This is a genomic window from Stenotrophomonas sp. PS02298, assembly GCF_029959445.1.
GTDB lineage: Bacteria > Pseudomonadota > Gammaproteobacteria > Xanthomonadales > Xanthomonadaceae > Stenotrophomonas.
On record NZ_JASCOR010000017.1, the window covers coordinates 1 to 26,310 of the forward strand.

24 protein-coding genes and 1 tRNA gene are annotated in these 26,310 nt (G+C 63.5%); 8 read left to right on the forward strand and 17 right to left on the reverse strand.

Annotated features, from left to right (window positions below; translation table 11 throughout):
* Positions 1-165: 165 nt before the first annotated feature.
* From QMX78_RS04545 to fliP, 5 genes are read left to right on the forward strand one after another with little or no spacing between them, the layout of a single operon-like run.
* Positions 166-681, forward strand: a complete 516-nt coding sequence (locus QMX78_RS04545; protein ID WP_282266998.1) for a flagellar basal body-associated FliL family protein — start codon at positions 166-168, stop codon at positions 679-681.
* Positions 682-690: 9 nt separating this feature from the next.
* Entirely contained in the window at positions 691-1,707 is a 1,017-nt protein-coding gene (fliM, locus tag QMX78_RS04550; RefSeq protein WP_282266999.1) for a flagellar motor switch protein FliM, read from the forward strand.
* Positions 1,700-2,047 (forward strand): flagellar motor switch protein FliN, encoded by a 348-nt coding sequence (gene fliN, locus QMX78_RS04555; RefSeq protein WP_282267000.1) that lies wholly within the window; start codon positions 1,700-1,702, stop codon positions 2,045-2,047. The genes fliM and fliN overlap by 8 nt, the downstream gene beginning before the upstream one ends.
* Complete coding sequence (gene fliO, locus QMX78_RS04560; RefSeq protein WP_282267001.1) at positions 2,044-2,451, forward strand: flagellar biosynthetic protein FliO; 408 nt, start codon at positions 2,044-2,046, stop codon at positions 2,449-2,451. Before fliN ends, fliO begins: the two co-directional genes overlap by 4 nt.
* Before the next feature lie 2 nt (positions 2,452-2,453).
* Positions 2,454-3,248 (forward strand): flagellar type III secretion system pore protein FliP, encoded by a 795-nt coding sequence (fliP, locus tag QMX78_RS04565; protein WP_282267003.1) that lies wholly within the window; start codon positions 2,454-2,456, stop codon positions 3,246-3,248.
* 36 nt (positions 3,249-3,284) lie between these two features.
* Here fliP and QMX78_RS04570 read toward each other — a convergent pair whose 3' ends face one another.
* From QMX78_RS04570 to lexA, 4 genes are read right to left on the reverse strand one after another with little or no spacing between them, the layout of a single operon-like run.
* Entirely contained in the window at positions 3,285-6,374 is a 3,090-nt protein-coding gene (locus QMX78_RS04570; RefSeq protein WP_282267005.1) for an error-prone DNA polymerase, read from the reverse strand.
* Positions 6,371-7,792 (reverse strand): DNA polymerase Y family protein, encoded by a 1,422-nt coding sequence (locus tag QMX78_RS04575; protein WP_282267007.1) that lies wholly within the window; start codon positions 7,790-7,792, stop codon positions 6,371-6,373. The genes QMX78_RS04570 and QMX78_RS04575 overlap by 4 nt, the downstream gene beginning before the upstream one ends.
* A gap of 3 nt (positions 7,793-7,795) precedes the next feature.
* Positions 7,796-8,416: a translesion DNA synthesis-associated protein ImuA gene (gene imuA, locus QMX78_RS04580; RefSeq protein WP_282267009.1), complete on the reverse strand. Its 621-nt coding sequence runs from the start codon at positions 8,414-8,416 to the stop codon at positions 7,796-7,798.
* Complete coding sequence (lexA, locus tag QMX78_RS04585) at positions 8,416-9,024, reverse strand: transcriptional repressor LexA (RefSeq protein ID WP_282267011.1); 609 nt, start codon at positions 9,022-9,024, stop codon at positions 8,416-8,418. The genes imuA and lexA overlap by 1 nt, the downstream gene beginning before the upstream one ends.
* A 120-nt stretch (positions 9,025-9,144) precedes the next feature.
* On the opposite strand from lexA, the gene QMX78_RS04590 reads away from it, so the two are divergent.
* Complete coding sequence (locus QMX78_RS04590) at positions 9,145-10,128, forward strand: GGDEF domain-containing protein (protein ID WP_282267014.1); 984 nt, start codon at positions 9,145-9,147, stop codon at positions 10,126-10,128.
* A 471-nt stretch (positions 10,129-10,599) separates the two neighbouring features.
* Here QMX78_RS04590 and QMX78_RS04595 read toward each other — a convergent pair whose 3' ends face one another.
* The 11 genes from QMX78_RS04595 to serS all read right to left on the reverse strand — a co-directional run bounded on the left by QMX78_RS04595 (position 10,600) and on the right by serS (position 22,237).
* A complete protein-coding gene (locus QMX78_RS04595; RefSeq protein WP_282267016.1) occupies positions 10,600-11,298 on the reverse strand; it encodes an OmpA family protein in 699 nt (232 codons plus the stop codon).
* A gap of 137 nt (positions 11,299-11,435) precedes the next feature.
* Positions 11,436-12,845 carry a deoxyribodipyrimidine photo-lyase gene (locus QMX78_RS04600; RefSeq protein WP_282267018.1) on the reverse strand — a complete coding sequence of 470 codons (1,410 nt, stop codon included), beginning with the start codon at positions 12,843-12,845 and terminating at the stop codon, positions 11,436-11,438.
* A 14-nt stretch (positions 12,846-12,859) separates the two neighbouring features.
* Positions 12,860-14,290 carry a replicative DNA helicase gene (locus QMX78_RS04605; protein WP_282267020.1) on the reverse strand — a complete coding sequence of 477 codons (1,431 nt, stop codon included), beginning with the start codon at positions 14,288-14,290 and terminating at the stop codon, positions 12,860-12,862.
* A gap of 216 nt (positions 14,291-14,506) precedes the next feature.
* Entirely contained in the window at positions 14,507-15,064 is a 558-nt protein-coding gene (locus QMX78_RS04610; RefSeq protein WP_282267022.1) for an NADPH-dependent FMN reductase, read from the reverse strand.
* 102 nt (positions 15,065-15,166) lie between these two features.
* Positions 15,167-16,021, reverse strand: coding sequence for an EcsC family protein (locus QMX78_RS04615; protein ID WP_282267023.1), 855 nt, complete (start codon positions 16,019-16,021; stop codon positions 15,167-15,169).
* A gap of 5 nt (positions 16,022-16,026) precedes the next feature.
* The gene (orn, locus tag QMX78_RS04620) at positions 16,027-16,602 is read right to left on the reverse strand and encodes an oligoribonuclease (RefSeq protein WP_282267025.1); all 576 of its coding nucleotides are present in this window, start codon (positions 16,600-16,602) and stop codon (positions 16,027-16,029) included.
* Positions 16,603-16,693: 91 nt separating this feature from the next.
* Positions 16,694-17,197 (reverse strand): tRNA adenosine(34) deaminase TadA, encoded by a 504-nt coding sequence (gene tadA / locus QMX78_RS04625; protein WP_282267027.1) that lies wholly within the window; start codon positions 17,195-17,197, stop codon positions 16,694-16,696.
* A 291-nt stretch (positions 17,198-17,488) separates the two neighbouring features.
* A complete protein-coding gene (locus QMX78_RS04630; protein WP_282267028.1) occupies positions 17,489-19,027 on the reverse strand; it encodes a sensor domain-containing diguanylate cyclase in 1,539 nt (512 codons plus the stop codon).
* 227 nt (positions 19,028-19,254) lie between these two features.
* A tRNA-Ser gene (locus tag QMX78_RS04635) sits at positions 19,255-19,344 on the reverse strand.
* Positions 19,345-19,411: 67 nt separating this feature from the next.
* Positions 19,412-20,404, reverse strand: coding sequence for a LysR family transcriptional regulator (locus tag QMX78_RS04640; protein ID WP_282267030.1), 993 nt, complete (start codon positions 20,402-20,404; stop codon positions 19,412-19,414).
* 555 nt (positions 20,405-20,959) lie between these two features.
* Complete coding sequence (serS, locus tag QMX78_RS04645) at positions 20,960-22,237, reverse strand: serine--tRNA ligase (RefSeq protein WP_282267032.1); 1,278 nt, start codon at positions 22,235-22,237, stop codon at positions 20,960-20,962.
* 113 nt (positions 22,238-22,350) lie between these two features.
* Here serS and QMX78_RS04650 point away from each other — a divergent pair, with 113 nt between their 5' ends.
* Together QMX78_RS04650 and QMX78_RS04655 are read left to right on the forward strand one after the other, a co-directional pair.
* Positions 22,351-23,001, forward strand: a complete 651-nt coding sequence (locus tag QMX78_RS04650) for an energy transducer TonB (RefSeq protein WP_282267034.1) — start codon at positions 22,351-22,353, stop codon at positions 22,999-23,001.
* Positions 23,002-23,109: 108 nt separating this feature from the next.
* The gene (locus QMX78_RS04655) at positions 23,110-23,601 is read left to right on the forward strand and encodes an energy transducer TonB (protein ID WP_282267036.1); all 492 of its coding nucleotides are present in this window, start codon (positions 23,110-23,112) and stop codon (positions 23,599-23,601) included.
* Here QMX78_RS04655 and aroA read toward each other — a convergent pair.
* Positions 23,585-24,898, reverse strand: a complete 1,314-nt coding sequence (gene aroA, locus QMX78_RS04660) for a 3-phosphoshikimate 1-carboxyvinyltransferase (protein ID WP_282267038.1) — start codon at positions 24,896-24,898, stop codon at positions 23,585-23,587. The two genes, QMX78_RS04655 and aroA, sit on opposite strands and share 17 nt — an antisense overlap.
* 176 nt (positions 24,899-25,074) lie before the next feature.
* On the reverse strand, positions 25,075-26,301 hold the full coding sequence (gene pheA, locus QMX78_RS04665; protein ID WP_282267040.1) for a prephenate dehydratase: 1,227 nt from the start codon (positions 26,299-26,301) through the stop codon (positions 25,075-25,077).
* Positions 26,302-26,310: the final 9 nt, after the last annotated feature.

A 26,310-nucleotide genomic window follows, 5' to 3' on the forward strand; every position in this document is an offset into this window, starting at 1 on the left:
TTTTGGGGGGTGTGGTCAAACCGCCAAAGGCCACCCCCCCCCCCCGCCCCCGGTGGGGTTTAACCACCGCTCCCACAAGAACCCAACCACGCGTCAATAGACCGTCACCACCTCCTCCGGCACAGCCCTTGCATCTGACTGGGCAGCAATCCTGAGGAGCTCCACGTGGCCGTTGCCGCTGATAAAAACCGCAAAGCTGAACCCACCAAGGAAGCGGCAAGCAAACCGAAGCGCTCGTTGTTGGTTCCTGCCCTGATCGCCGTGTTTGCTGCTGCCGCAGCCGGTGGCGGCGTCTGGTATTTCACCCAGGGCAAGGACCACGCCGAAGCCAGCAAGGAAGCCAAGCCCAAGACCCCCGCGCCGGCCCAGTACTTCGCGCTGGACCCGGCCTTCGTGGTCAACCTCAGCGGCCCGGTCGATGGCCCGCGCTACCTGCAGGTCGAAGTGCAGCTGATGACCCGTGATCCGCTCGCGCTGACCGCGCTGCAGACCCATGCACCCGCCATCCGCGCCAGATTATTGATGCTGTTCTCGCAGGTAGAGCCGGCACAGATCGCCGACCGCGCGGGCAAGGAAAAGCTGCAGGCCGCCGCGCTGGCCGAAGTACAGAAGCTGATGAAGGCCGAGACCGGCCAGAACAGCGCCGATGAGCTGTTGTTCACCAGCTTTGTGACCCAGTAAGGCGCCACGATGAGCATCAACGACCTGCTGTCCCAAGACGAGATCGACGCCCTGCTGCATGGCGTCGATTCCGGCTCGGTCAATACCGCCGAGCCGGAGGCGGCACCGGGTGAAGCGCGTTCGTACGACTTCGCCAGCCAGGACCGCATCATCCGTGGGCGCATGCCGACCCTGGAAATGGTCAATGAGCGCTTTGCGCGTTTGTGGCGGATCGGCCTGTTCAACCTGATCCGGCGCTCGGCCGAGTTGTCGGTGCGCGGCATCGAGCTGATCAAATTCGGTGACTACCTGCACTCGCTGTATGTACCGACCAACCTCAACCTGATCCGCTTCAAGCCGCTGCGGGGCACCGGCCTGATCGTGTTCGAGCCGACCCTGGTATTTGCCATCGTCGACAACTTCTTCGGCGGTGACGGGCGCTACCCCACCCGTATCGAAGGCCGCGAATTCACCGCCACCGAAATGCGCGTGATCCAGCTGCTGCTGAAGCAGACCTTCACCGATCTGCGTGAAGCCTGGGGCCCGGTGATGAACGTTGATTTCGACTACATCAACTCCGAAATCAACCCGCACTTCGCCAACATCGTCAGCCCGCGCGAGTACGTGGTGGTCAGCCGCTTCCACGTCGAGCTCGACAGTGGCGGTGGCGACATCCACATCACCTTGCCGTACTCGATGCTGGAGCCGATCCGCGAACTGCTCGATGCAGGCATCCAGAGTGACCGCAACGACCGCGACGAAAGCTGGGCGGTGATGCTGCGCGAGCAGCTGGACACCGCAGAAGTCGAACTGTCCAGCGTGCTGGCCAAGCGCCGCATGAGCCTGCGCGAGCTGACCCGACTGAAGATCGGCGATGTGCTGCCCATCGAAATGCCCAAGCAGGTGCCGCTGTGCGTGGAAGGCATCCCGGTGTTCACCGGCGAGTTTGGTGTGTCCAACGAACGCAACGCCATCAAGATCACTGCAACCCATCCTCCGGGGAAGCGCCCCAGCGTCCCCGTGATCCAGGAAAACACCGATGAATGACAACCACTCCCCCGAAGCTGAAAACAGCGCCACACCTGCACAGTTCAGCAACCTGCAGGCCGACAACAGCAGCACCACCGATCTGGATCTGGACGTCATCCTCGACGTACCGGTGACCTTGTCGCTGGAAGTCGGTCGCGCGCGTCTGCCGATCCGCAACCTGCTGCAGCTCAACCAGGGCTCGGTGGTCGAACTGGAGCGCGGTGCCGGCGAATCGCTGGACGTGTTCGTCAATGGCACGCTGATTGCGCATGGCGAAGTCGTCGTCATCAATGATCGCTTCGGCGTGCGCTTGACCGATGTGGTCAGCCCCAGCGAGCGCATCCGGAGACTGCGTTGATCGCATTGCTCGCTTATGCCGCACCGGCCGCCAAGGCGGCCGCGCCGGTCGGCCAGCATGCGGCGAGCGCGCCCGGCCTGTTTGGCGCGTTCTTCACCTTGCTGCTGGTGCTGGGCCTGATCATTGGGCTGGGCTGGCTGCTCAAGCGCATGCCCGGTGGCACGTTCCGACCGGCCGAAGGCTTGAAGGTGGTCGCCAGCATCAATGTCGGTGCCAAGGAACGCGTGGTGGTGGTCGACGTCAATGGCCAGCAGCTGCTGCTCGGCATCACCGCCGGTGGCATCAGCACCTTGCACCAGCTGCCGGAACCGCTGCCGCAAACACCGGCACCGGCCCTGCCCAATCTCAAACAACTACCGAATTTCGCCCAGCTGCTGGCACAGAAGCTGCGCAAGGAACCCTGATGATGTCGGGCCAACGCTCTTACCCACGCGGCTTCAACCCACGCACGCTTTGGCAGCTGCTGATCGTGCTGGCATTGCTGGCATTGCCACTGTTCGCCTGGGCCGCACCCGGCCCGCAGGTACCGGCGTTGCCGGATGTGAACGTCGGCAAGATCGGCGGTGCGCCGGTCAGCCTGCCGCTGCAGACCTTGTTGCTGATGACGGCAATCACCTTGCTGCCATCGATGCTGCTGGTGCTCACCGCCTTCACCCGCGTCATCATCGTGCTCGGCCTGTTGCGTCAGGCACTTGGCACCGGTCAGACGCCGTCCAACCAGATCCTGCTTGGTCTGGCCCTCTTCCTGACTGCGATGATCATGATGCCGGTCTGGGACAAGTCGTGGTCCACCGGCATGGCGCCGTATCTGGATGGTCAGATCGACTTCCAGACCGCCTGGCAACTGACCACCGCGCCACTGCGCGCCTTCATGCTGGCGCAGGTACGCGAAACCGACCTGATGACCTTCGCCGGCCTGGCCGGGCAAGGCCCTTACGCCAGTCCGGATGCGATCCCGTTCCCGGTGCTGGTTGCCTCCTTCGTCACCAGCGAGCTGAAGACCGCGTTCGAAATCGGTTTCCTGATCTTCATCCCGTTCGTCATCATCGACCTGGTCGTGTCCAGCGTACTGATGTCGATGGGCATGATGATGCTGTCCCCCATGCTGGTCTCCGCCCCGTTCAAGATACTGCTGTTCGTGCTGGTGGACGGCTGGGTGCTGGTGGTCGGCACGCTGGCGGCGAGCTTCAACGTGGTGTAACTGCGAACAACGCTTCGAACGCGCGTCAACGGTGCCTCAATGGAAGTCGCGGCTGCGCACGTCCAGGCTGCCCAACAGCGGCGACAGATCATCCAGACGGCGTGCGATCAGATGACGCACGCCGTTTTCGGCTTCCAGCCGTCCACTGACCTGCAGCAACCGTGATTCCAGGAACACCTGCCGCTGCCGCTCGGCCAGCTGCCGCCAGACCACCACATTGATCTGGCCGAACTCGTCTTCCAAGGTGATGAAGGTGACGCCGCTCGCTGTCGCAGGACGTTGACGGCCCCGCACCAGGCCAGCGACCAGCACATTGCCGGTACTGCGCATGCTCTCCAGATCCTTTGAACTGCGACAACGACGCGCACTCAGCTGCCGTCGCAGGCGCGCCAGCGGATGCAGCTCCAAGGTGGTACCGAGCAAGGCGTAATCGGCGTTCAGATCCTCGCCGGCACTGGGCATCGGCAAGGCGACATCGGCTTCAGCGGTTGCTGGCTGATCATCAAACAAGGGCCGCTGGTCTTCGACACCGGCAATTGCCCAGCGCGCCCGATGCCGGTTACCAGCCATGCCGCGCAAGGCGCCCGCATCGGCGAGCAAGGCACGGGCGCGTGCATCGAGATCGGCACGTCGGCACAGGTCGGCGATATCGGTGAACGCGGTCTGCGCCCTCGCCTGCTCGATGCGCAATGCGTCTTCCGCGTTGAAACCACGCACGAGGCAAAAGCCCAGGCGGATCGCCAGCCGCTCATTGCCGCGTTCCCATTCCAGGGAGCATTCCCAGCCGCTGTAACGCACATCCAGCGGCCGCGTCGCCACCCCATGCCGGCGCACATCCTGCAGCAGCTGGTCCGGGCTGTAGAAACCCATCGGCTGGCTGTTGAGCAGTGCGCAGGTGAACTCGGCTGGATGGTGGCATTTCAGCCAACTGCTGGCATAGGCGATCAACGCGAAGCTGGCCGCATGGCTTTCCGGAAAACCATAACTGCCGAAGCCCTTGATCTGCTCGAAGATGCGCTCGGCGAATGCGAGCGGATAGCCGCGCTCCAGCATGCCCTCGGTGAGCTTCAGCCGATGTGGCTCCAGCCCGCCGTGGCGTTTCCAGGCTGCCATCGAACGGCGCAGGCCATCGGCTTCACTGGCGTTATAGCCCGCCGCCACCATCGCGATCTGCATCACCTGTTCCTGGAACAGCGGCACACCCAAAGTGCGTTCAAGCACCGCTTCCAATGCTTTGGAGGGATAGCTGACCAACTCTTCGCCGGTACGGCGGCGCAGGTAGGGATGCACCATGTCACCCTGGATCGGGCCGGGACGGACAATGGCCACTTCAACCACCAGATCGTAGAACGTCTGCGGCTTCAATCGCGGCAGCATCGCCATCTGTGCGCGCGATTCGATCTGGAACACGCCGATGGTATCGGCGCGACTGATCATCGCGTAGGTTTTCTTGTCTTCCTGAGGGATCGTCGCCAAGGTGAAATGCAGGCCGCGATAACGCTCGATCAGATCGAAACAACGGCGCACCGCGGTGAGCATGCCCAAGGCCAATACATCAACCTTCATCAGGCCCAGCGCTTCCAGATCATCCTTGTCCCACTGGATCACGGTGCGCGCCTCCATCGCGGCGTTTTCCACCGGCACCATGCTGTGCAGTGCACGCTCGGAAATGACGAAGCCGCCTGGATGCTGGGACAGGTAATGCGGGAAATCGATCAGTTCTTTGGCCAATACCAGGATGCGGCGCAACAGCGGGCTATCCGGGTCGAAGCCGTGTTCGCGCAGACGCTCTTCCTCTGGAATGCTGTCCGACCAGTGGCCGACGCACGAAGTCAGCTGGGTGATCACGTCACCGGGCATGCCCAGCACCCGCGCCACATCACGCAGGGCGCCGCGCCCGCCGTACTGTGTCGCCACGGCAGCCAAGGCAGCCCGTTCACGGCCATAACGCGAAAACACGTACTGGATGACTTCCTCGCGCCGCTCATGCTCGAAATCCACGTCGATATCCGGCGGCTCATCACGGTCGTCGGAAATGAAACGCTCGAACAATAGATGGCTGTGCGAAGGATCCAGTTCGGTAATGCCAAGCACGAAGCAGACCACCGAATTGGCGGCCGAACCGCGCCCTTGGCAAACGATGCCGATGCTGCGCGCATAGGCCACCAGGTCATGCACGGTGAGAAAGTACGAGGCGTACTTCTTCTTGGCGATCAGGCCAAGTTCCTTTTCGATCAGGGCTTGCGCCTGCGGCGGAGTACCCTCCGGCCAACGCTTGCCTGCACCACGCGTCACCAGCTCCGCCAGCCAGCACTGCGCGGTGTAACCGGCGGGTACCACCTCGCTGGGATACAGGTAGTTGACCGCTTCTTTCAGATCAAACCCGGCGCAGCGTTCGGCGATGCACAGCGTCTGCTGCAGCAACTCGGCTGGATAGATCGCCTGCAACGCCTGCAACGGACGCAGATGCCGCTCACCGTTGGCGAACAGCCGCTGCCCGGCCTCGGCAACGGTGACGCGGTGGCGGATGGCCGTCATCACATCCTGCAATGCCCGGCGTCCGCGCGCATGCATATGCACGTCGCCAGCGGCCACCAATGGCAGCTGCAGCTGCGCACCCAGTGCCTGCAGCTGCTGCAGACGCGCCTTGTCATCGGCACCGTGGTGCAGTTCCACCGCAATCCAGCAGCGCTGCGGAAACCACTCACGCAACTGCATGCCCTCGGCAGGCTCCACCTGTACCGCAGGCAACCACAAGGCAAGCAGGCCGCTGCGATCAATCGCCGCCAGGTCCTCGGCCAACAGCCGGTACTCGCCCTTTTCCGCCCGCCGCCTTGCCTGTGTTATCAACCAGCACAGCGCTTGGTAGCCTGCGGCGTCTTCCACCAGCAGGACCAGCCTGGCGCCGTTTTCCAGTTGAATTTCGCTGCCGACAATCAGCTGCAAGCCGGTTTCCCTGGATGCGCGCCAAGCGCGCACGATGCCGGCCAGCGTGCATTCGTCGGTGATCGCCAACGCTTTGTAGCCATGCGCCTTGGCCCGCGCGAACAATTCATCCGCAGTCGATGCGCCGCGCTGGAAGCTGAAAGCGGACAGGCAATGCAGTTCGGCATAAGCGGCAGTCATGCGAACCAGCCCTGCAGCATGAAGCCGCCCTCGCCGCCCACCTCGCGCCACGCCCATGCCTGTTGGCCAAAGCGGGTGCTGACCCGGTAGTAATCACGACGCACGTCATCGCCGTCCCACCAGCCACTCTCGATCCGTTCCGGCGCCGACAACAATTCCGGGCTTGCCCCCGGCCAAGGCTGTGGCGTGCGCAGCAACCACCCTGGCCGCGCTGGCGACGGCAGGCTGTTGGTTGTTGGGCCTGCAGCTGGAGCAGCCTCGCCACGCCAGGCATATTCGGGGCGATGGTCGGCATGCACACGCAGGCCGTGCACGGATTGATCACCCAGCCGGGCGCGTAGGCGTTCGCGCAATTGTTCCCACGGCATGCTCTGCTGCGGGCGGGTATCGAACAGCTCGCGGTGTTCTGGCACAAAGGCCGGCAACTGATCGGCACGCAGGCCGAACTGACGCACCGGTGCCGGGATCTTGGCTTGTTCCAAGCGGCTGCGGGCAATCTCGAACAACAGGCTGGCATCGCGCTCGGCGGCCAGTAGACCGATCTCCAGCGTGGTGGTCGGCCGGTCCTCGTGCTCCAGCAACAGCGCAAACCGCTGCACGCTGCCGTCACGGCCGGCAAGAAATGCGGCAAGGTCCGAGGTCAGGCGTCGCAACGGGAACAGCAAGGCCTGCGAGGATTCCACTTCATAGCCCAGCTCGATGCGCAGTTCGAACACATCCGGCGGCTGATACGGCTGCAGTACAAAGGCCCGCTCGCCCAGCAAGGCATCCAGCTGCCGCAATACATCCGGCGCAAAGCGCCGGTTGATGCTGGCCCGAGGCAAGCCCTGCAATTGTTTGACGGTGCGGATACCCATGCGTGCGAACGCCGCCGAGGCACTGGCACCAAAGCCAGCCCGCGCCACCGGCAGCTGCCCGAGCAATGCGGCCAAGCCAGCCTCATCCACGCTCAGACCATCGCGCACATTGGCCAGTGCGCGGGCAGCCACCGGGTTGGGTGCCAATGCGATGCGGTGACGGAAGCCCAAGGCGTCCAACTCCTGCCGCAGGCGCGCCTCGAACTTCGGCCACGGCCCGAACAGCGCCAGGCTGTGCTCGATTTCGATGATCAGCGACTGCGCATACTGCAGGCTGACCTGCGAACTGAATTGATACGCCCAGGCGGCAAGGAAGCGATGCCATTCCGACTGCGCGTCCGGCTCATACGGGTGTATCTCAAACCCGGTTGCCAATGCCTGCGCCGTCACCAGCGACTGCCCTGCCTTCAGCCCCAGCGCCGCCGCCGCAGGATTGACTGCATGCAGCACCCGTCGCTGGCTGGGCCCACTGATCAATACCCGCGCCGCGTCCGGCTCGGCACAGCCACGCAGGACGCCGTCCATGGCCAGATGTGGCAACAGGATGCAGGCCCAGCGCATGGCTTACTGCTCCCGGGCAAACGGCAACGGGCGCGACGGCACCATGCCACCACGACACTTCAGCACCCGCAGCTGCGCCGGCTGCGCATCGATCGCGATGCGCAGGGCGGCCGGCGAAGGGTTCTTTGCCGCCTGCAATGGCCGGCTCGCAAAACCCAGCGTCTGCCCTGATTCGGCTGCCACCTGCAGCCGCCGCAAGGCTTTGTCCTCGGCCATCTGCGGCCAGCACAGTACGGCCCCGCAGCTACCCGAACGCAGGCATTGTTCAGTCGCCCACAGCGCATCACGTTGATCATTGGCCTGCACCACCTGCAGCTGGCGCAGGTCGATACCCGCCGCCTGCCAGGCCGGTGCATAGGGAACATGCGGCGGTGCCACCAGCACCACACGCTCACCGGCCTGGGTCAAGCGGGCCAGCGAGGGCCATAGCAGCTGCAACTCACCGACACCTTCGGCCGGCAACAGAATCTCGCTCAACGCCGACTCCGGCCAGCCACCGGTAGGCAGCGCCTCATCCAGCAGCGCATGACCCGTAGGCTGGCGGCTGGCCGGCAGCGGCGCAGGCCGACCACGCCAGACCCGGCGTTCGTGCAGCAGGCTATCGAGGGCAACAACCGCGCCCATCAGCCACGCCGGACCAGACCACAGAACACGCCCTCGATGGCGAAGTCCTGATCGTGCTGCACTTCAATCGGCGCATAGGCCGGGTTGCGCGGCAGCAGCCGCAGCGTTGTGCCATTGCGTGAGAGCCGCTTGATGGTCAACTCACCGTCCAGCCGCGCCACCACCGTCTGTCCGTTGCGCGCATCACTGCTGCGCCGGACCCCGACCAGATCTCCGTCGAAAATGCCGTCATCAATCATCGAATCGCCTTGCACGCGCAGAAGGTAATCCGGGCGCGCGGCAAACAGCCGCTCATCCAAGGCCAAGGTGTCGGCCAGCTCTGCGTCGGCACCGATCGGTGCGCCCGCGGCAACCCGTCCAAGCACGGGCACCTGCAGCAGCTCCGCCCTTGGGATCTGACCCGCCGGGCGAATCCCGCGGGCCTGACCCGTAGCCACCTCGATCAGGCCAGCCTCGTTCAAGGCCAGCACATGCTTGCGTGCTGCGCCGCGCGACGCCAAGCCGCAGGCAGCAGCAATTTCAGCCAAGGACGGGGCCTGTCCATGCCCATTCACCTGGTCACGGATATAGCGAAGGATGGCGGCTCGGCGCGGGCTGAGGTCAGTCATGGAGTACATTTGTACTCCATCTGCACAAAGCCCGCCAGCGGCTAAGCGCCGCTATTCAGGTGAATGCGGAAAACACATTGCCACTGCTATCTTTCGCGCCATATGGACCGGAAAGCTTCCATGAAGTCGTCCCCGTCCCTCCCGCAGGCATTGCGCAGCGTGCCGCTGCGTACCATTGCTCCGGTCACCACGCTGGCCTTGTTGTTCTTCGCGATCTGGCTCTGGTTTGATGGGCAACGCATTGCTGCCGGAGTCAGCTGCCTGTTGTCGGCGATGGCCTTGCTGGCCAGCGTGTGGATACATCAGCGCAAGCCCCGGTTGGAACTGGGCGGCGTAGTGCTATGTGTGGCGACGGTGGGCGGCTGCCTGCTCTCCGCCCGGCAGTTGGGCAACGACGCTTTGCCGTGGTCCTACCTGGCCTTGATGTCGAATTTCTTCATCGTCCGCAACCAGATCGCCACCCCGCTCAACCTGATGCTGGTTGCCGGCCTGTTGCTGATGCCAGACCTGCTGCTGGGGCATGCTTCGCAGTTGCAGGCACTGATCGTCATCGTGCTGGTGTTCGGTTTTGGCTACCACTTCTCCCATCGCCTGCAAGGCGACCGCACGCGACTGGAAATGTTGGCATCGCTGGATGCACTGACCGGCGTGCCCAACCGGCGCGCGTTGGAAAAATCATTGCAGGCGCATATCGATGGCGTCCGCGATGAACGCTACCGGCAAGGCCTGGTGGTGATCGACATCGACAACTTCAAGGCGGTCAATGATCACTACGGCCATGGCGCCGGCGATACCGCCCTGTCCGATCTGGCTGCGATCCTGCGCTTTGAACTGCGCGCTAACGACCAGGTATTTCGTTTTGGCGGCGAGGAGTTCGTGATTCTTGCCGATACCGGTAGCCATGAGGCGTTGCTCCGGTTCACCGAGCGCCTGCGCAAGGCGGTGTATGAATCGCTGCGTGGTCCAGGGGGGCGCATCACAATCTCGATAGGAGCAGCGATGTATGCCGGTGAGCAGCGCTGGCAGGATTGGTTCGCGCGCGCCGATGCCGCCTTGTATGAAGCCAAGGGCAAGGGCCGCAACAGCGTGGTGGTGAAAGAGTAGCTTTGGCTTTGGTTTTTGGTTTTGGTTTTGGTTTTGGCTTTGGCTCTGCCCCCTCCCTTGCGCCGCAGGCGTAGGGGAGGGTTGGAGAGGGGTAGCTTTCGCTTTGCTTTTGCCCTTGCCTCCGCAGTGCGCGCAATGGACTTTCCGCGAGCCAGAGCAAAAGCAAAAACCCCCTCATCCGGTGCTGCGCACCACCTTCTCCCGCAAGCGGGAGAAGGGAGCAAAAGCTGCAGCCAGAGCAAGCGCAAAACCACAGCTAAGCCAAAGCCAAAAGCCACGGCAGAGCCAAAACAACAACAGCGACAAGAACAGCAGCAACAGCAACAGCCGAAGCAACAGCCGAAGCAACAAGCCAAAGCAACGGCCGGAGCTACCCCTCCCCAGCCCTCCCCTGCGCCTACGGCGCAAGGGAGGGTGTAAAAAGGGCCGCTTGCGCGGCCCTTTCTGTACAACATCAAGCAACTGCTTCGATCACGAACGCAGCGGGATCACGCGGATCTCGACGCGGCGGTTCTGCGCGCGACCTGCATCGGTGCTGTTGTCGGCGATCGGATAGGCCTTGCCTGCGCCAAGGGTTTCAATGCGCTCGCGTTGCACGCCCTGCGCAGTCAGGTATGCCGCCACCGCATCCGCACGCTCCTTGGAAATGCGGTTGTTCACCGCATCGGTGCCGATGCTGTCGGTGTGACCGACCACTTCGATCATGGTCTGGTTGTACTCGCTCAAGGTGCTGGCAACGCCATTGAGCGCACCGTAGAACTGCGGCTTCAGCGTGGTCTTGTTGAAGTCGAAGGTGATGCCGTCAGGCAGGCTCAAGGTGATGTTGTCGCCATCGCGCTGCACGTCGATACCGGTATTGGCTGTGCGCTCACGCAGCGCACGCTCCTGACGGTCCTGGTAGTTGCCGACCGCAGCACCGCCGAGTGCGCCGATACCGGCACCGACCATTGCGCGCTGGCGACGTTCGGTGGCGTTGCCGCCGCTGAGCAGGCCTGCAGCAACACCGATGGCCGAGCCGATCAACGCGCCCTTGCCGGTCTTGTTCTGCTGCTGGGTCTGATTGCCGTACTGGTCCTGCTGCACATACGAGCCACCGGTAGCACAGGCCGAGAGGACGGCTGCCGCCACCAAGCCAATGGAAAGATTACGAACAACAGTAAGGGTGGTCATCTGAGTCTCCTGATAGGCCGGACTGGCCAGCGTGGATTTGCCGGGCAAGCATAAACACCGCGATGCACTACCTGCGTGATCCTCAACCTTCGTCACAGGTGTCCATTCATCTAACTGTCTTGAACGTTAAGCCAGTGTCAGCGACAGCGCTGGTACGCAGCCAAGGCCTCGTCCCGGCCCTTGGCAAGGTCCACCAGGGGCTGGGTCGGGTAGCTCGGCGCAAGCTCCGCCAGCAGCTGCGGGAACTGCCAGGGCGCAAACCGTGCTTTCGGCGGCAGCGCGGCCAGCTCCGGTACCCAGCGACTGATATAGCGCGCATTGGGATCGAACTTCTGCGCCTGCGTCACCGGATTGAACACGCGGAAATACGGCGCAGCATCCGCGCCGGTGCCGGCGATCCATTGCCAGCCCATGCTGTTGTTTGCAAGATCGGCATCCACCAGGGTGTCCCAGAACCAACGGGCACCTTCCTTCCAGTGCATGCGCATGTGCTTGCACAGAAAACTGCCCACCAGCATCCGCACGCGGTTATGCATGTAGCCGGTCGCCCACAATTCGCGCATGCCTGCATCGACGATGGGAATACCGGTGCGGCCCTGTTGCCAGGCCGCCAGCATCTCCGGCTGCGCCGGTTCCCAGGCAAAACGCTCGAAGCGAGGATTGAGGTTGGTGTCACTGGTCTGCGGGAAGTGGTGCAGCAGATGCCAGGAGAACTCGCGCCAACCCAGCTGGCGGATATAGCCATCGATATCCGCATCACGGCCAGCGCTGCGCATGCCTTCCAGCGTATGGGCGATACGCCACGGCGCGATCTCGCCGAAATGCAGGTGTGGCGACAACAGCGACGTACCCGTGCGATCCGGCAGATCACGCTGCTCGCGGTAGCCATTGAGCGCACCGTCGGCGAATACCTCCAGCGCTTCCTGTGCCCCTGCTTCACCGGGCTGCCAGTGCTCCCAGAAACCTGCATCCCAATCCAGACGCGGTTTCAGCCCAAGCGCCTGCAAGGACAGACCCGACTGTTTCACCGGACTCAGCGTGCGCGGCGCTTCGGACAGTTCCGGCAGACGCCAACGGGTCAGCGCGTTGCGCCAGAACGGCGTGAACACCTTGTACGGGCCACCTTGCAGCGTGGCCAGTTCCCAAGGTTCAAACAGCAGGTAGCCGTTATGGCTTTCCACCTGCAGTCCCTGCTCGCGCAGGCCACGCTTGATGGCTGCGTCACGCGGCTGCGTGGCAGGTTCGTACTTGCGATTCCAGTAGACCGCTACCGCGCCGCTTTCAGCAATCAACGCCTGCAGCTGCGCCATGCTGTCGCCGCTGCGCAGCAGCAAGGCCGAGCCGATGGCGCGCAACTGCGCGTCGAGCTGCTGCAGCGAATGATGCAGCCATGCGTCGGAAGCCGCTCCGGGCACCCATGCGCCCTCCTCCTGCGGCGCATGGATGTAGACCGGCACGATCTCATGACCGGCTTCAATCGCGGCCTGCAACGCCGGGTTGTCACGCAGCCGCAGATCGCGGCGGAACCAGACAATGGCGGTGGACATGCAGCAGCTCCCGCTTACTCGAATGAACCGACCGAATCGTGGCTCAGGTTGTCAAAGCGGGTGTACTCGCCGAAGAACTTCAATTTGCACGAACCGGTGGGGCCACCACGGTGCTTGCCGATGATGATCTCGGCCAGGCCCTTGTCCGGCGAATTTTCCTTGTTGTAGTAATCGTCGCGGTAGATGAAGACGATCATGTCCGCATCCTGCTCGATAGCGCCGGATTCGCGAAGGTCAGCCATCACCGGGCGCTTGTCGGTACGGGTTTCCAAGGAGCGGTTGAGCTGTGACAGCGCGATCACCGGCACGTGCAACTCCTTGGCCAGGCCCTTGAGCGAACGCGAGATTTCCGAGATTTCGGTGGCACGGTTCTCGCTGTTGCCCGGCACGCTCATCAGCTGCAGGTAGTCGATCACGATCAGGCCCAGGTCGTGCTCGCGCTTGAGCCGGCGGCACTTGGAACGCAGCACTTCCGGCGACACGCCAGGCGTATCGTCGATGAAGATCTTGGTTTCCTTCAGCATGCGGATGGCGCCGGTGACGCGGCTCCAGTCCTCGTCCTCAAGCTGGCCGGTACGCAGGCGCTGCGCATTGATGCGGCCGTTGGACGAGATCAGGCGCATCGCGAGCTGCGATGCGGACATTTCCATCGAGAATACCGCCACGCCCTTCTTCGACTTGATTGCCGCGTACTCGGCGATGTTCAAGGCGAAGGTGGTCTTGCCCATGGCCGGACGCGCGGCAAGGATGATCAGATCGGTCGGCTGCAGGCCGGCCGTCATCGCGTCGAAATCGTTGTAACCGGTCGGCAGGCCGGTGATGTTGCCGCCATTCTCGAAGCGGTTGCGCAGTTCCTCGAAGGCATCCTTCAATGCGCCAGGCATCGCCACGAAGTCGGTACGCCCGCGCGCGCCCTGTTCGGCGATTGCGAAGACCGACTTCTCGGCGGTCTGCAGCAGTTCGGCGCTGTCCCGGCCTTCGGGCTGGAAACCGTCATTGACGATATCGGTGCCGACCTGGATCAGCTGCCGCAGCACAGCCTTGTCGCGCACGATCTCGGCATAGGCGCCGATATTGGCGGCCGACGGCGTGGTGCTGGCCAGTTCGATCAGGTAGGCGCCGTCGCCGACCATGTCCAGCTTGCCCTGCGACTCGAACCATTCACCCAGGGTCACCGCATCGAACGGACGATCACGCTCTGACAGCTCGCGGATCGCGCGGTAGATCAGCTGGTGGTCGCGCCGGTAGAAGTCCTTGTCGGTCAGCGCCTCGTTGACCCGGTCATAGGCCTCGGGTGCCAGCATCAGGCCACCCAGCACAGCCTGCTCGGCTTCTACCGAATGAGGAGGTACACGCAAGGCATCGATGCGCTGCTCGCTGCGATCGGAGCGGTCATTGCGGTCACCGCGATCGCGGTCGGAACGGAAACCAGTACGGGCGGACATGAAAAGCGTTATTCCTGCAATAAGGCCGTGCGGCCATGGTAGGTGGGCATTGCCCACCGGGATACGTACAAGTCTGTGGATAACCTGTCCACAACCCAAGCCTGCATGGGCTGGGGGTTGGGCTGGCATACAGAAACAAGCACCCGACGCCATTGCAGCGCCGGGTGCGGATTATCGCATGGGCAGCATCTGCACCGCCCTGCCGACGGGGTACCCTCAGGCCCGGTGCTGGCGCTCGATCCAGGCCAGGAACTTGTCGACAAAGCCCTGCAGGAACTGGCGTGTGCCATCGTTGCTGATACTGCCATCGGCTTCGATCAGCCCGTCCTTGAAGTGCAGGAAGGCCTCCGGCTGCGGCATCACCGCCAGATCGACGAACACCAGCACATTGCGCAGGTGCTGCTGGGCCAGGGCGCTGCCGATGGCACCGATGGAGGTGCCGACCACCGCTGCCGGTTTGCCGACAAAGGCGTTGTCGCCGTATGGGCGCGAGGCAGTATCGATGGCGTTCTTCAGCACGCCGGGAATCGAACGGTTGTATTCAGGGGTGACGAACAGCACCGCATCGGCGGCACGCACCTGGTTCTTCATGCGCGTACCCTGCGCCGGGAACTGGCTATCGTGGTCCTGGTTGTACAGCGGGATGTCACCGATCTGTATGTACTCAAACTTGACCCGGTCGCCGGCCAGCCTCTCCAACGCCAGTGCCAGCCGCCGATTGATGGATTCCTTACGCAGACTGCCGACGAAAACCGCAATTTTGTATTGGCTCATGACAACCTCGCTCCGCAAGAAGGCCACAGCTTAGCCAGAATGTGCTTCGCAACAGGTGAAGGCAACGCATGTACACCTACCCTGCGTTGGCTACGCGCACCATCAAAGACGCAGGCGGCCGGTAATCCCGCCGTAGGCCAGCTTCACCGTATCGAAGCCATACTTGGACTCCAGCCGCTTGATGATGAAATGCCCGCGTGCCATGTCCTGGTAGTAAGCGGTGAACATGGTGTTCAAGGTCGCGCCAGCCACCGCACCGATCACCGGTACCGCCTGCGCGACAAACTTCTCCGATACCACCACACCGAAGCGGGCGGCGATCTTCTCGACGATCCTGGCCAGCCACTTGCCGGCTTCCTTCGGGCCCAACCCGAGCAGCACGCCGTGGCTGCCGCTGATCGCAGTACCGGCCAACTCCGCCGACAGGTGCCGCATCACCTCGGTGGTGAAGCCACGCGCCAGGTAGTAGCCGGTCTCGCTGGCATCGTCCTGGCCGGAATTGCCACCCAACGCAAACACTTCCAGACAGGCCTGGCGGGTCGCCATCTCGTTCAGATCGAAACCTTCACTGCGAGCGACATCGGCCACCGCGCGCATGATGATGGTGGTCGACAGCGGCAATTCGATTGCCAGCGCCGGCAGGCCGCCCGCCCCTCCCAGCGCACCGGACGCTGCCGCCGCCAGCTTGTGCAGGCGCGGCGATGCCGGCTTGCCGGGCTGTTTGTCGTCCATCGTCCACAGTGCCGTCTGCGCAGCCTTGTACAAGGCTGCCTCGGTGACACCCTGGATGCGCGAAGACACCGCATTGGGCAGCTTGCGCACCGCGAACTCCAAGGGCCCGCCGATCAGGTTGGCCATCTTGGCGGTGAGCGTGGGCGACTCGAGCAAGCCTACCGCACGCTCCAGATCGGCCAGATCCTGCGCGTTGTCATGCAGACGCAGAGCAAGCTCGTTCATCTGATTCAGCCTGCTTCCGGCAAACCCGCCAGCACGCCCATGAACTTCCGGTAGTGGCGCAGCTCGGCAATGGAATCATGCACATCACTCAGCGCGGTGTGGCTGGAGGTCTTGGTGACCCCAGCCGCCACTGCTGGCGACCAGCGCTTGGCCAGTTCCTTGATGGTGGAGACATCCAGGTTGCGGTAATGGAAGTACTTCTCCAGCCGCGGCATCTGCCGGTGCAGGAAGCGCCGGTCCTGGCAGATCGAATTGCCGCACATCGGCGAGGCGCCGGCCTTGATCCAGTCCTGCAGGAAGGCAATGGTCCTGGCTTCGGCCTGGCCAACCGTGGTGGTGCTGTCCAGCACCCGCTGCCACAGGCCGGAGCGCTGGTGCTGGTTGCGGTTCCATTCGTCCATCGCTTCCAGCGTGGCGAGGGAATGGTGGATGGCGAACTCAGGGCCTTCGGCCAACACATTGAGTTGACCGTCGGTGACGACGGTTGCGATCTCGATGATGGAATCGTTGTCCGTATCCAGACCGGTCATCTCCAGATCAATCCAGATCAACCGATCATTGCCCGCGCTGTTGTCCGCCATGTGCTGCCTCATGCTTGGGGCCGGCGGTCAGGCGCCGCGCGGCCGGAATATCGAAGCGCACATGATACCCCTGCCCACGGTAGGGGCTGCGTCAAAGATCGCCAGGGGTCAGCAGCGGGCGCCCGCGCTTGGCCCGGAAATAATTGGTCAGGCGCAGGCTGGCCTCCTGTGCCAGCACCCCACCCTGCACCTGCACGCGGTGGTTGTGGCGTGGGTCGGCAAGCAGGTCGAATACGCTGCCGCAGGCGCCGGTCTTGGGATCGGTGGCGGCAAACACCACGCGCGCGATGCGCGCATGCACCAAGGCCATCGCGCACATCGCGCAGGGCTCCAGTGTCACGTACAAGGTGCTGCCGATCAGACGGTGATTGCCCAGCGCCTTGCCGGCGTGGCGCATGGCCACGATTTCGGCATGCGCGCTGGGGTCATGGTTGGCGATATTGAGGTTCCAGCCCTCGCCCAGCAACGCGCCATCGGCGCTTACCAATACCGCGCCAACCGGGATTTCATCGAACTCGCGCTGCGCACGATCGGCAAGCGCCAGCGCGTGGCGCATCCACTGTTCGTCGTTGAGGGCTGGATCAATCTGGGACATGCAGGGAACACGGGGATGGAAGCGGCGCAAGGGTAGCGCAGATGACCGCGGCCTGCTGCTTCACGGCCTGAGCAGCAGGCGTTTGCCAGTGGGAGCGGCGTAAGCCGCGAAGCTGACGTTGCCTGGCCCCAGGCAACTGCGTCGCCTGATGAACCGCGTGCTTCGCGGCTGACGCCGCTCCAACAAACAAAGCCGCCCAGCATTGGTTCTGGACGGCTCGAGCAATTTCAATGAACCGCATCGAGGCCAACACCCGGCCTCGCTGCATGTCCGGAACAGGCAATCCTGGTGCTATGAGATCGTGGCAGTCTCACGCTGCTGCATCGAAACCCGATTCCTGCCACCGCGTTTGGATGCATACAGCATTTCGTCCGCTGCCTTCAGCACGGCTTCAATCTCGAAACTGCTCTGCGGCCAGTTGGCCACGCCAAGCGAAATCGTGATCGCGCCGACCTTGGCGATCTTCATCTCCGCCACCGCCACACGCAGACGCTCGGCCACCTGCGCCGCTGTTGCCGAGGTGGTGGAAGGCAGCAGGATCAGGAACTCCTCGCCGCCGACACGCAGCGGCACGTCATAGGCGCGGCAGGCCTCGCGCATGCGCTGCGCAAGCTGCTGCAGGACCGCGTCACCGACGTCATGGCCATAGCCGTCGTTGATCCGCTTGAAGTGATCGATGTCGATCGAGATCACCGAGAACGTATTGCCCTGGCTCTCGAAGTTCGCCAGTGCTTCCTCCAGGCGACGGCGGTTGCCCAGCTTGGTCAACGGATCGGTGGTGGTGTCTTCACGCAATTTGCTGAAGCTCTTGTGGATGGCATCCACACCAACCAGCAAGGCCTTCTTGAGCTCGCGCGATTCGAAATACCACGACTTCACCGAGCCTATGTCCTCGGCCGAGGACGGATCTTCCATGTTGCGCGCCCCATCGGCCAACAAGCGCAATGGACGCGAGATCAGCCGCGCGCTCCACAGGACCAGGATCAAGGTCAGAATCGTTGCTGGCAGCGCCCGGTACAAGGTGCTCTGCATCAGCAGGGTCAGGGGGGCGAGCGTGACGTCCTCGGGGCGCTGGGCGACGATGCCCCAGCCGGTCGAGGCGACCGGCGCGTAGCCAGCCAGCATTTTCACACCTTGTGAATTGACCGCATGTCCTTTCCCGGCCTGGCCCGAGGCAACGCGGTCGACCACGGTGTTTTTCTCAACGAAATCACCGATCCGGTCCGGATTCGGGTGATAGATGATGCGCTTCTGCTTGTCGACCACGAACAGGTAGGACCCATCCACGTAGAAGTGCTGCCCGAGCAGGCGGTCAAGGATGTTTTCCTTCTGCAGGTAGATCGCACCACCGATCGCACCAAGATAGCGGCCGGACGGGGAAACTATCGGGTGATTGATGAAGACGATGAAATTGCCGGTCGCGGACTGGTACGGCGCACTGATCAACGGCCGCTTCTCACGCAAGGCAGTCTTCACCGCCTCGCTGCTGAGTACCCGCCCCTGCAATCCCAAGGTTTCGGGAGAGGTCGCAAGCACCTTGCCGCCGGCGTCGAAGATGGTGATGGAATTGAAGCTCTTGCTCATCATGCGCAGGCGCGCGGCTTCCTCCCCCAGCTGGGAGACATCGTCCATTTTCATCGCGAGCAGCTGCGCCGTGTAGGCCAGTTGCAGCTGGGACGCCTGCAGGAAGTCCTCGGTGCTTTTGGCCAGCTTGTTGGCGTAGGCGTAGTTACCGTCCAGCGTCGTGTCCACCAGCTGCTGCCGCTGCACGGTGTAGCCTGCATAGAAGGTGTTGGCGAACGGCACCAGTGCTCCGATCAGGGTGAGCACCAAAATAAGTTTTCGTAAATCCATGGATCCCAACGCGGACGCTTGAAGGTGTTGCCGCGACGAACCCACGCATGCCCGGGCGCGCAGCTCCCCCAAGCTGGGTCCATTTTACCAGCGGACCTGTCTGGTTTGACTGAAACCGGTGTCATTCCGCTGCGGGCGACTGCCAGGGCAACCTGCCTCCACCCACAAAAAAGCCGCTGGTGTCAGCGGCTTCTCTGGATATCTGGCGGGCAAAGTGGGATTCGAACCCACGGAAGGTTTGACCCTTCGCCGGTTTTCAAGACCGGTGCCTTAAACCGCTCGGCCATCTGCCCGTAACGTGTTGCTTCCCCGGATAACGCTCCGGGGCGCGCATTCTCGCATGCCTGCGGGGTTTTTTGTTCAACCGGCTTCGATTGCCAGCGAACCGGCCATCGACGCGCGGATCTTTTCCTTGGCCCGCTCGCAGGCACCGCCACAGTGCAGGCGGGAAGCCTCCAGTTCGGTCGGCAGGTGCTCGGCCAGGAAGTCGATGAACACCCGCACCGCCGGCAACAGCCCGCGCCGCGAGGCAAACACTGCATGGCAGATGCCCTGCGGCAGCGACCAGTCCGGCAACACCACTTCCAGCTCGCCGTTGCGCACGGCCTCGGCACAGACAGTTTCCGGCAGCATGGTGATGCCGAAACCATCCTTGACCATCGCCTGCAGCAGCGGGAAATCGAAGCCGGCCACACGCGGCTGAAGCTCGACCCTGCGCACTTCACCACCCGGCCCGTGCAGCTCCCAGCGCTGGCGCGCCTCGTCTTCGCTGATGCTCAGGGTGACGTGGTTGCCCAGGTCTTCCGGCGATGCCGGCCGCCCTGCCCGATCCAGATATGCCGGGCTGGCAACCAGCAGCTCCTGCACCTGGCCGAAGCTGCGCATCACCAGGCTGCCATCGTCATCCAGGCGCGAGCGCACGCGCAGGGCGACGTCGTAGCCTTCATTGATGATGTCGACGCGGCGATTGCTGATGTTCAGCTGCAGCCGCACCTTCGGATATTGCTCGAGGAACTTGGGCAGCAGCTTGGGCAACTGCATCTGCGCCAGCGACACCGGCACGCTGGCACGCACCAGTCCGCGCGGCTCGGCGCTCAGCCTGTCCACGACCTCGCGTGCAGCCTGCGCTTCGGCCAGCATGGTCTGCGCATGTCGATGCACGCTCATGCCGACATCTGTGACCGCGAAGCGCCGCGTGGAACGCTGCAACAGGCGCACGCCAAGATCGGTCTCAAGCTGGCTGATGCGCCGGCTGAGACGTGACTTCGGAATGCCGAGCGCCCGCTCGGCGGCAGCAAAGCCGCCATGGTCGACCACCATGGCGAAGTAATAGAGGTCGTTGAGGTCCTGCATGGATTGAGCCCATCATTGGAACGAACCGGTGAATTTAATCACCTTTGTCCTGTATTTACAAATCAGACCCCAAACAGTCCTGATTGGAGGTTCATGATGTTGATTGCCAAACGCTGTCGACGGCCATTCATTTTTGAAGGCCGAAGCGTCCGGGGGCGGCACGCTGTTGTAGGCGCGGCGTCAGCCGCGAAGCTGGCGATCCTTGTGGTCAACGGTTCTCGTGCAATTTCTGCACTGCTGGCTTCGCGGCAGACGCCGCTCCTACAAGGCGCTGCAGCTTTTGCAGCCTTTGGGGGTAGCGATTGAAGCGCTATCGGGCAGGCCTCTGCCGAGCATGGCTCGGCACTACCAGTGCTTGGCTGCCCGCTTTTGTGGGCGCGGGGTGAGCCGCGCGGCCCGGAATCCTTGCGATTGCGGGCTTTGCTGCAATTCCAGCTGACCGCGCTTCGCGGTTTACACCGCCCCCACAAGGATCAGGGGCCTTGTGGGCACGGGCACCGGAGCGTTATCGGGCAGGCCGTTGCCGAGCATGGCTCGGCACTACACAGCCTGCGCTCAGGCGATGCGCTCAGCGCCACCCATGTAGGGGCGCAGCACTTCAGGGATGGTGATCGAGCCATCGGCATTCTGGTAGTTCTCCATCACCGCGATCATCGCACGGCCCACTGCCACGCCCGAGCCATTGAGGGTGTGCAGCAACTCCGGCTTGCCGGCGGGATTGCGCCAGCGCGCCTGCATGCGGCGCGCCTGGAAATCACCACAGTTCGAGCACGAGGAGATCTCACGGTAGGTCTGCTGCGACGGCAGCCATACTTCCAGATCGTAGGTCTTGATCGCCGAGAAGCCCATGTCGCCAGTGCACAGCAGCACCTTGCGGTACGGCAGGCCCAGCTTCTGCAGCACCGCTTCGGCGCAACCGGTCATGCGCTGGTGCTCGGCTTCACTGTCTTCGGCGGCGCACACGCTGACCAGCTCCACCTTCTCGAACTGGTGCTGGCGGATCATGCCGCGCACGTCGCGGCCGCCGCTGCCAGCCTCCGAACGGAAGCACATCGAATGCGCGGTCATGCGCAAGGGCAGACGCTCGGCATCGATGATCTCGTCGCGGACGATATTGGTCAGCGGCACTTCCGAGGTCGGGATCAGGTAGCGCGTGGATTCACCCAGCGCAGTCTTGAACAGGTCTTCCTCGAACTTGGGCAGCTGGCCGGTGCCGCGCAGCGAGTCGGCGTTCACCAACACCGGTACATTGGTTTCTTCGTAGCCATGCTCGTTGCTGTGCAGGTTCAGCATGAACTGCCCCAGCGCACGATGCAGGCGGGCGATCGAGCCGCGCAGCACGGTGAAACGCGCACCGGACAGCTTGGCCGCGGTTTCCGCGTCCAGGCCGTTGTTGCGGGCGCCCAGCTCAACATGGTCAAGCACCGGGAAATCGAATTCACGCGGGGTGCCCCAGCGCAGCTGCTCGACGTTCTCGCTCTCGTCCTTGCCGGCCGGCACATCGGCGGCGGGCAGGTTCGGGATACCCATCGACAGGGTTTCGATCTGCTCGCGCAGCACATCGAGCTGGGCCTCGGAGCTCTTCAGCTCATCCGCGAACGCGGCCACTTCGGCCATGATCGCCGACACGTCCTCGCCCTTGGCCTTGGCATGGCCAATCGACTTGGAACGGCTGTTGCGCAGGCTCTGCAGCTCCTGGGTGCGCACCTGGATGCGCTTGCGGTCAGCCTCCAACGATTCGAAGGCGGCCACATCCAGCACGTAGCCGCGCGTACTGCGCAGGCGTTCGGCAAGTTCGGCGGGCTGCTGGCGAAGAAGGGCTGGATCAAGCATGGCTGGGCACTGTGTACGGGTGTGAGCAGTAGATTATCGCGCGAACTGCGCCTGTCTGCCGCGTGATTCACCTTTCCTGTGCAAGAATCGGCCTGATCCACACGGTCAAGACCATGTCCGCCCCAAGCTCCCGCTCCGACCAGAACTTCACGTTTCACCTGCCCCGCAGCAGCTTGAAGATTGCCGGTATCGCCTTTGGCGTCGGTGTTTTGCTGTTCCTGGTGGTCTGGCTCAATGCCCGTCGCCAGAATGAGTTCTATCGCGCCGATCCGGCCCAGCCGCAGGCCAACAGTGCGGTACTGGCGCCCCTGCCGGCGCCATTACCGGCCGGTGCCGGCGCCAGCGACATGCCCGATGCGCGCCCGGAAGCCGTGGAAGAAACCCCGGAGCTGGTGGAAACCGCGCCTGCACCGCCGCCGCAACCCATCGCCGAGGCGGCACCGGTTGAAACCCCGCCCGCAGCGCCAGTAGCTGCCGCGGCCCCCAGCGACCAGCCGGTGCCGCTGCCTGGCCAGAGCCCTGCCCCGGAATACCCTGCAGCGGCGTTGCGCCGTGGCGAAAGCGGCACGGTGATCGTGCGCGTGGATGTCGATGCCAGCGGTGCGCCGCTGGACGTGCGGGTAATCCAGCGCAGTGGCTCGCGCGAGCTGGACCGTGCCGCGCAGGAAGCGGTTCGCAACTGGCGTTTCCAGCCAGCGCAAAGCAATGGCCAGCCCATGCAGGGCAGCCTGGAAATCCCGTTCGACTTCAAACCGGCGCCTTAAACTGAACCCCGGCTCCCCAACGGGGCCGGTTCACGCCAAAAGTCATTCGCCGTTTGGGAGTGCAGGACCAGACTTGCTGCGTAGACGTTACGCAGAGGCTCCATGTCGATGTCCAGCATCCCCCACCAGCACAGCGCAAGCCATGATCCAGCAGCACGCCCGCACGGCGTTGCTGCGGCTTGGTTGTGGGGTCTGTTGGCGCTGGCGGTACTGGGCACCTTCAGCTTGGTGGGCTACCGCAGCCTGCAGACACCAACGGAAAGCGGCCCGGTGTCGATCACCACGGCCGATACCACCACGGTGATCAGCATTGCCGGCAATCGCGATGCCGAGCCACTGCCCAGCAATCCAATGCCAGACTACCCTGCCGCCGCGCTCAATGCCGGGCTGGAAGGCGATGTGATCGTGCGCCTGCAGATAGACGCCAACGGCCGAGTCAGCCAAGCCACGGTTGTCGGGCACGAGGGCGGTGTGGATCCAGCGCTGGATCAGGCCGCCATCCAAGCACTGCAGCATTGGCGCTTCCAGCCCGCGATGCGGGATGGCCGCGCCATCAACAGCGTGGTGCAGGTGCCGGTGGAGTTCAGGACCGGACGCTGAGCCCGAAACCGGCACCACTGGCCAGGCTGTCGAAGCCTGGGAACGAGGTCGCCACGTTGGCGACATCATTGATGCGCACTTCACCGGTACTGAGCTGGCCGGCAATGGCAAAGGCCATCGAGATGCGGTGATCGCCGTGGCTCTCGATGGTGCCGCTACCCAGCGGTCCGCCGAAAATGGTCGCACCATCTTCGGTCTCGTCCACGCGCAGACCGAGATCACGCAAGCCGGTGGCCATCGCCGCGAGACGATCTGACTCCTTCACCCGCAGCTCGGCCGCACCGCGCACGACGGTCTGGCCTTCGGCGGCAGCCGCAGCCACGAACAAGGCCGGGAACTCGTCGATCATGTCCGGTACCAGCGCTTCCGGAATCTCAGCGCCCTTGAGCTGGGCATAGCGCACAACCAGATCTGCGACCTGTTCGCCACCGTGCTCGGCATGGTTCTCCTCGGTGATGTCCGCGCCCATCAAGCGCAGCGCAGCCAGCAGGCCGGTGCGACGCGGATTCAAGCCGACCGAACGCAAACGCACTTCCGAGCCGGGAATGACGCTGGCCGCAACAATGAAGAACGCCGAGGACGAGAAGTCCGCCGGCACCGAAATGTCGGTCGCGCGCAGGCGCTGGCCGCCGCGCAGGCGCGCCTTGCCCGGTGCGAACTCGATCTCCACACCGAATGCACGCAGCATGCGCTCGGTGTAATCGCGGGTTGGATGCGGCTCGACCACTGATGTCTCGCCTTGCGCATACAGGCCAGCCAGCAGCAGCGCCGACTTGACCTGCGCACTGGCCACCGGCAATTCGTAATCGATGCCGTGCAGTGTCTGGCCACCATGGATATGCAGCGGCGGCGTGCCATCGTCCTGGGTGTCGATGCGCGCACCCATCTGCGCCAGCGGCCCGGTCACCCGGCGCATCGGTCGCTTGGACAGCGACGCGTCACCAACCAACGTGGTGTCGAACGGCTGTGCGGCCAGCAGGCCAGCCAGCAGCCGCATGCCGGTGCCCGCATTGCCGCAGTCCAGCTCACCGTGCGGGGCTTTCAAGCCATCCACGCCGACGCCATGAACGATCCGCTGCGACGCCGACGGCGTTTCAAAACGCACGCCCATCTGCTCGAAGATATGGGCGGTGGCGCGGGTGTCCTCGCCTTCCAGAAAACCATCGATATGCGACACGCCATCGGCCAACGCGGCGAACATCACCGAACGGTGCGACACCGACTTGTCACCGGGAATGGCGAGCGTGCCCTGCAGGGCGGAACCTTTGCGTGCAATCCAGTAAGGCTGGGAACTCATGCGGTCTCTCTAGTATTCAGTGCGCCAGGGGCGCGTCAGCAAACCCTTCTCCCTCCGGGAGAAGGTGCCCGGAGGGCGGATGAGGGTGCGAACGCACATGGCTGCAGCGAATTCAAGAATCTCGGTCAGCCAATCCTCACCCCAACCCCTCTCCCGCAGGGAGAGGGGCTCGAAACTCAAGGCACTGCGACCGGGTAGGAGCCGAGCACCTTGATCTGCGCCGAGTGCGACTTCAGCTCGGCCAGCGCGGCCTGCATTGATGCGTCTTCGATATGGCCGGCCAGGTCGATGAAGAAGCCGTATTCCCACTTGGCCTGGTGCGATGGCCGCGATTCGATGCGGTTCATGCTGATGCCATGGCGCGCGAACGGGCTGAGTACGTCGAACAGCGCGCCGGGCTTGTCGTGGATGAAGACCAGCACCGAGGTACGGTCATGGCCCGACGACGGGAACAGCTGGCGGCCAATCACCAGGAAGCGCGTGGTGTTGTCCGCGTCGTTCTGGATCGGCTTGGTCACCACCTTTTTCAGGCCATAGACGTGCCCTGCACTCTCGCCACCGATGGCCGCTGCGTCTTCGGCGTTGCGGGCGCGACGGGCACCTTCGGAGTTGCTGGACACCGGCACCTTTTCGGTCTTGGGCAGGTTCGCCCGCAACCACGCCGAGGTCTGCATGAAGGCCTGCGGATGCGCGTAGATGCGCTCGATGTCTTCGATGCGGCCAGTGCGTGAAAGCAGGTACTGCTGCACGCGCAGCTCGACTTCGCCACAGATCTTGAGGTTGGAGGTCAGGAACATGTCCAGGGTGATCTGGATCGTGCCCTGCCCGGAATTCTCCACCGGCACCACGCCGAAATCGGCGTTGCCGTTTTCCACTTCCTGGAAGATTTCTTCGATATTGGCCAGCGGCAAACCCAGCGCCGAACGACCAAAGTGTTTGTGCGCGGCCTGCTGGGTGAACGAGCCTTCCGGGCCGAGGTAGCCGATCTTCAGCGGCTCCTGCTGGGCCAGGCAGGCCGACATGATTTCGCGATAGACGTGCACCAGCACTTCGTCACTGAGCGGGCCTTCGTTGCGGTCCACCACCATGCGCAGCACCTGTGCTTCGCGCTCCGGGCGGTAGTAGTCAACGGCTGCCGCGAGCTTGCCCTTGGCCTTGCCGACCTGATGGGCGAAGTTGGCCCGCTCGGCAATCAAGGCCTGGATGCTGCGATCGATCTGGTCGATCTTGGCGCGCACATCCGACAGTACCGGCTTGGCGACGGCCAGGGTCTCGGTGACCGCTTTCTTGCGGGCGGCCGTCTTCTTCACCGCAGCAGGCTTGCTCGCGGCTTTCTTGGCGGCAGGTTTGGCTGCGGTGGCCGGCTTGGCCTTGCTGGCGGTCTTGCTTGGCTTGGTCGCCATGGAATCGTC